Origin of the sequence: Nocardioides sp., assembly GCF_035703625.1 — a bacterium.
Classification (GTDB): Bacteria; Actinomycetota; Actinomycetes; order Propionibacteriales; family Nocardioidaceae; genus Nocardioides.
The window spans coordinates 1-6,108 of record NZ_DASSXS010000307.1 but is presented as its reverse complement, the minus strand read 5'-3'; the positions used below and the strand labels follow the sequence as shown (position 1 = coordinate 6,108).

At 68.4% G+C, this 6,108-nt stretch carries 5 protein-coding genes; 4 read left to right on the top strand and 1 reads right to left on the bottom strand.

The window, feature by feature from the left end; genetic code table 11:
- From ctaD to VFN12_RS16240, 4 genes are all read left to right on the top strand, one after another.
- Nucleotides 1-1,647: cytochrome c oxidase subunit I (ctaD, locus tag VFN12_RS16255; protein WP_325119810.1), on the top strand; the 1,647-nt coding region annotated here is incomplete at its 5' end.
- A complete protein-coding gene (locus VFN12_RS16250) occupies nucleotides 1,644-2,042 on the top strand; it encodes a cytochrome c oxidase subunit 4 (RefSeq protein WP_325119809.1) in 399 nt (132 codons plus the stop codon). The genes ctaD and VFN12_RS16250, both read left to right, overlap by 4 nt.
- Nucleotides 2,043-2,182: 140 nt before the next feature.
- Nucleotides 2,183-3,406, top strand: a complete 1,224-nt coding sequence (locus tag VFN12_RS16245) for a L,D-transpeptidase (protein WP_325119807.1) — start codon at nucleotides 2,183-2,185, stop codon at nucleotides 3,404-3,406.
- Nucleotides 3,407-3,526: 120 nt separating this feature from the next.
- Nucleotides 3,527-4,480 carry a type IV toxin-antitoxin system AbiEi family antitoxin domain-containing protein gene (locus tag VFN12_RS16240; RefSeq protein WP_325119805.1) on the top strand — a complete coding sequence of 318 codons (954 nt, stop codon included), beginning with the start codon at nucleotides 3,527-3,529 and terminating at the stop codon, nucleotides 4,478-4,480.
- A gap of 65 nt (nucleotides 4,481-4,545) precedes the next feature.
- Here the strand turns inward: VFN12_RS16240 and VFN12_RS16235 are convergent.
- On the bottom strand, nucleotides 4,546-6,108 hold a 1,563-nt coding region (locus VFN12_RS16235), incomplete at its 5' end, for a ubiquinol-cytochrome c reductase cytochrome b subunit (protein ID WP_325119804.1).

The window sequence follows — 6,108 nt, the reverse complement described above, 5'->3', positions numbered from 1 at the left end:
GTCACCTCGTTCGTCTGGTTCCTCATCGGCGGCCTCATGGCGATGCTGATGCGCTCCGAGCTGGCCTACCCCGGACAGCAGGTCGTCGCCGAGGAGACCTACAACCAGCTGTTCACGATGCACGGCACGATCATGCTGCTGCTGTTCGCGACGCCGCTGTTCTTCGGCTTCGGCAACGCGATCATGCCGCTCCAGATCGGGTCTCCCGACGTCGCGTTCCCGCGCCTGAACATGTTCAGCTACTGGCTGTTCCTCTTCGGCGGGATCATCGCCGCCTCGGGCTTCCTCACGCCGATGGGCGCCGCCGACTTCGGCTGGTTCGCCTACACCCCGCTCTCCGACGCCGTGCGCTCGCCCGGGGTCGGGGGAGACCTGTGGGTGATGGGCCTGTGGATGGCGGGTCTGGGCACGATCCTGGGTGCGGTCAACTTCATCACCACCATCATCTGCATGCGTGCCCCCGGCATGACCATGTTCCGGATGCCGATCTTCGTGTGGAACACCCTGGTCACCAGCCTCCTGGTGCTCATCGCGTTCCCGGTGCTCGCGGGCGCACTGCTCTCCCTGGAGGCCGACCGGCTGCTGGGCGCCCACGTCTTCGACACCGCCCACGGCGGCGCGATCCTGTGGCAGCACCTCTTCTGGTTCTTCGGGCACCCGGAGGTCTACATCATCGCCTTGCCGTTCTTCGGCATCGTGACCGAGATCCTCCCCGTCTTCAGCCGCAAGCCGATCTTCGGCTACGTCGGCCTGGTCGGCGCGACGCTCGGCATCGCCATCTTGTCGGTGGCCGTGTGGGCGCACCACATGTTCGTCACCGGCGCGGTCGACCTCCCGTTCTTCTCCGGCATGACCTTCCTGATCGCCGTACCGACGGGCGTGAAGTTCTTCAACTGGATCGGGACGATGTGGGGGGGATCTCTGTCCTTCGACACCCCGATGCTGTGGTCGATCGGCTTCCTCACCACGTTCCTGTTCGGCGGTCTGACCGGCATCATCCTGGCCAGCCCGCCGCTGGACTTCCACGTGTCCGACTCCTACTTCGTGGTGGCGCACTTCCACTACGTCGTGTTCGGCACCGTGGTGTTCGCGATGTTCGCCGGGTTCTACTACTGGTGGCCCAAGATGACCGGCCGGATGCTCGACGAGCGTCTCGGGAAGCTCCACTTCTGGCTGCTGTTCGTCGGTTTCCACACGACGTTCCTGGTCCAGCACTGGCTCGGCGTGGAGGGCATGCCGCGGCGCTACGCCGACTACCTGCCCGAGGACGGCTTCACGTTCCTCAACCAGATCTCGACGGTCGGTGCCTTCGTGCTCGGCGCCTCGACCCTGCCCTTCCTCTACAACGTCTACATCTCGCGCCGGGGCCCACTGGTCGAGGTCGACGACCCCTGGGGCTGGGGCCGGTCGCTCGAGTGGGCGACGTCCTCGCCGCCGCCGCGACACAACTTCGTGACGATCCCCCGGATCCGCTCCGAGTCGCCGGCCTTCGACCTCCACCACCCGGAGGTCGCCGCGCTGGAGCTGGCCGAGAACCCCGCGGAGCGGGGCGACGGGCCCGCAGACGCCCCCGACGTCGAAGGACGCGAGGACGCTCTGGGCCACGGGGCCGACCCACGCCACCACGAGCGGGAGGATGACCGATGAGGTCCGAAGCCTGGATCTTCGCCATGACGACCGCGTTCTTCGTGGTCGTCAGCCCGGCCTACTGGTTCCTCACCGGCGACTGGACCGGCACCTCCGCGCTGACCATGACCACCCTGCTCGCCGGCATGGTGACGGTGTTCCTCGGTTTCCACGCCCGCCGGATGGACCCCCGTCCCGAGGACCGCAAGGACGGTGAGATCGCCGACGGGGCCGGTGAGCTGGGGTTCTTCCCGCCGTACTCCTGGTGGCCGCTGTGGTGCGGGCTGACGCTGGCCGTGTGCGTCTACGCCGTCGCCCTCGGCGCGTGGTGGCTGTTCATCATCGGTGTCGGCATCGGGGCGGTGGCCCTGAGCGGCTGGATCTTCGAGTACTACCGCGGGGAGCACGCCCACTGACACCGGGAGCTCGCTCTCCGGGCGGAGCGAGCCGGGCAGGATCGACGTGACCTGTCCCACGCCGCGCGGAGTCTTGGTCGGTGGGGGGTTGCCGTTACGCTGGGGAAGTCCGCAAGTCTTCGAGGACGGGGGAGTTCTGCATGTCCATGCGTCGGTTCAGCACCACAGCGCGCAGCCCACGAGTGGTCCGCGCGCTGGTGGCTGCTGCCTCCTTCGCACTGTTGGCCCCGGCGCTCGCGGCTTGCGAGGGCGAGTCGCTCGCAGATGAGGTGACGCCCGGCGAGGAGACGACCTCGCCCGCCGTACCTCCGCTGAAGATCCGCACCAACGTCGCGCCCAACGGCGTCCCCGTTGACCGCGAGGTCAAGCTCACCGCCACGGGCGGCGAGCTCCGCTCGGTCAAGGTCACCTCGGCGGCCGGTCCGCTCGCGGGCGAGCTGAGCAAGAACGGGACCACCTGGGTGGCCAGCGGTCGGCTCGAGCCCGGAGTGGCCTACCAGATCCACTCCGTCGGGACGCGCAGCGACGGACAGAAGGTCGTTCGGGACCAGAAGTTCCGGACCGAGGACCTCACCCTCGACGAGCAGACGTACCCCTCCGTCGCCCCCCTCCAGGGCGAGACGGTCGGCGTCGGCATGCCGGTGATCGTCACCTTCGACATCCCTGTCACCGACAGGGCCTCGATCGAGCGGCACATGTCGGTCAGCTCGACCCCGCGCCAGCCCGGAGCCTGGCACTGGCTCAGTGACCAGGAGGTCCACTGGCGGCCGAAGAACTACTGGCAGGCGGGCTCCAGCGTCGAGGTCGACGTCGACATCAACAGCATCCCGGCTGGCGCCGGCATCTACGGCCAGGAGAGCCGCCACGTCGAGTTCGACATCGGCGACGCCCACATCTACAAGGTCAACATGGACACCCACCAGATGCGGGTGTTCAGCAACGGCGCGCTGCTGCGCACCATCCCGATCACCACCGGCGAGGAGCCGAAGTTCACCACCCGCTCCGGCGTGAAGGTGATCCTGGAGAAGTTCCGCAAGAAGCGGATGAACTCAGAGACGGTCGGGATCGACCGCAACAGCCCGGACGGCTACGACATCGACGACGTCGAGTACGCCATGCGCGTCACCTACTCCGGCGAGTTCGTCCACGCCGCTCCGTGGTCGGTGTCCTCGCAGGGTTCGGCCAACGTCAGCCACGGCTGCACGGGCATGAGCACCGCCGACGCCGGGTGGCTCTACAACATGACGAGCCGCGGTGACGTGGTCGAGTACACCGGCACCGACCGGCCGATGACCCTGACCAACGGGTACGGCGACTGGAACCTCGACTTCGCGTCCTGGTCCAACGGCTCCGCCCTGAGCTGACCCGCCCGAAACTGACACCACCTCACGCTGACCCGCCCGAAACTTTCGGGCGGGTCAGCGTTCTCCACAGGGAACGAAACGGCCGGTGGGCGAGCCCCGTGAGTGGGAAGCCTGTCGCGCGTGACTGCCAGGGAGACCGCTCGCCACCTCGCACTGCTCCACCCGTTGGAGCGCCTGCCCACGCTCCGTCCGTTCACCACTGCGGAGGCCAGGGACTGCGGCGTCTCTGCGAGGTGGCTGCGAGAGGCCACCGCTGAAGGCGTGCTGAGGCACCCGATGCGCGGCGTCTACTGCGTCGAGCAGCTGACCGACACCCTGGCGCTGCGGATCGGGTGCCTCAAGCTCGTCGTTCCCCCGGAGTGCGTGGTCACCGACCGCACTGCCGCCTGGCTGTGGGGCGCCCGGATGGTGCTCAACCCTGGAGCGCACCTCGAGGTGCCGCCGGTCAGCGTCTTCAGTCCGCCCGGACACAGGCTGCGCAACGGACTGGTCCACAGCGGGGAACGGGCGTTCTCGCCGGGCGACGTAGCAGACCTCAAGGGGCTCAGGGTCACCACGCCGCTGAGGACGGCGTGCGACCTCGGACGCCTTCTCCATCGCGACCAGGCCTTCGCGGCCATGGACTCGCTCGCGGGGCTGGGCGCCTTCTGCGTCGACGAGCTGGTGATGGCGACGGGGCGGTTCGCCGGATACCGGGGAGTCGTCCAGCTCCGGGCCCTGGCGCCGCTGGTGGACCCCGCGTCCCAGTCCCCGGGAGAGAGCATCCTGAGGCTGCGGTGGCTGGATGCCGGGCTGCCACGCCCGGCCTGTCAGGTGGAGGTCCCGGCCCCGGGAGGCGGCAGCTACTGGGTGGACATCGGCCTGGAGGAGGAACGCTTCGGCGCCGAGTACGACGGCGAGGACTTCCATACGGAGGATGACGCGGAGCACGACGAGGAACGACGCGGGTGGATGCGGCGTACCCAGGACTGGACGATCGTGGTGGCGCGCAAGGGAAACATCCACGGCCCGCACCAGGACGTCGACCGCATGCTGCGCTCGGCCGCGCGCGAAGCCGGCCTCGACAAGCGCTGACCCGCCCGAAACTTTCGGGCGGGTCAGCGTGAGGCGGTGTCAGCTTCGGGCGGGTCAGCGCTGGGTCAGTGGGAGCGGAGCTCCTCGCCCTCGACCGCGTGGTGACCGTCGAACTGGTGGCCGTCGGCGGGGTGGTCGAGCCCCGCCTGCAGCTCCTGCTCGTGCTCGGCGTGGTGGTGGCCCTCCTCGAGCTCCTCGCGGGTCGGCTTCTGCACGTTGTGGCCGTACATCTTCTCCGAGAGCTTCGCCCGCACCGCCTGGACCCGCGAGCCGGGTGCCCGCACGCCGTTGTCGTCGACGGTCGAGGGCGCCGGGTGGATCTGGTCACGATCCCGGGCGGTGAGGGTGTAGGCACGGGCGTCGTTGATCGGCAGGTGCCGCTCGCTGTAGCCCCCCTCGGCCGACCGCATGATGATGCCCGTCTCGTAGCCGTGCAGCAGCTGCGCGTTGTCGTGCCGCTGCAGCGAGATGCACCAGCGCCTCGTCAGGAAGAAGACGAGCACCGGGACCACGAAGATCGCCACCCGCATGAAGTAGGTGATGTAGTTCAGGTTCAGCTCGAACACCACGGCGATCAGGTCGTTGCCGCCGGCAGCCCACAGCAGGCCGTAGGCGGTGATCGCGGCCGCGAGGAACGCCGTCCTGGTGGGGGCGTTGCGCGGGCGCTGGAGCAGGTGGTGCTCCCGCTTGTCGCCGGTCACCCACGACTCGAGGAACGGCCACGCCAGGACCACCACGAGCAGCAGGATGGGGGCGATCTGGGCAGGCAGCATCACGTTCCACGACCACGTCGTGCCGAAGATGTGGGTCTCCCAGCCGGGCATGATCCGCATCAGGCCCTCGGCGATGCCCATGTACCAGTCGGGCTGGGAGCCGGCGGTGACCTTCGACGGGTCGTAGGGGCCGTACTTCCAGACCGGGTTGATCGCCAGCAGGCCACCCATCAGCGCGGTGATGCCGAAGACCAGGAAGAAGAACCCGCCGGCCTTGGCCATGTAGACCGGCAGCATGGGGAAGCCCACGACGTTCTGCTCGGTGCGTCCGGGACCGGGCCACTGGGTGTGCTTGTGGTAGACGAGCAGCAGCATGTGGGCGGTGATCAGGGCCAGGATCAGCCCGGGGATCAGGAGCACGTGGGCGATGTAGAGCCGCGGGATGATCAGCTCGCCGGGGAACTCGCCGCCGAACATGAAGAACGACATGTAGGTGCCCAGCACCGGGGTCGCCTTGACGATGCCGTCAGCGATCCGCAGGCCGGTACCGGAGAGCAGGTCGTCGGGCAGCGAGTAGCCGGCGAAGCCCTCCAGGATGCCGAGCAGGATCAGCAGGCCGCCGATCACCCAGTTCAGCTCACGCGGCTTGCGGAACGCGCCGGTGAGGAAGACCCGCATCAGGTGCACCAGCATCGCGGCGATGAACAGCATCGCGGCCCAGTGGTGCATCTGGCGCATCAGCAGCCCGCCGCGGACCTCGAAGGAGATGTCCAGCGTCGAGGCGTAGGCCTGCGACATGTGGATCCCGCGCAGCGGGTCGTAGGAGCCCTCGTAGGTCACCTCGGCCATGCTCGGCTGGAACCACAGGGTCAAGAACACCCCGGTCAGCAGCAGCACCACGAAGCTCCACAGCGC

What these genes read in the sequence shown, in the direction of transcription:
- VFN12_RS16250 (WP_325119809.1), top strand. Translation starts at nt 1,644, where the DNA reads ATGAGGTCCGAAGCCTGGATCTTCGCCATGACGACCGCGTTCTTCGTG.
- VFN12_RS16245 (WP_325119807.1), top strand. Translation starts at nt 2,183, where the DNA reads ATGTCCATGCGTCGGTTCAGCACCACAGCGCGCAGCCCACGAGTGGTC.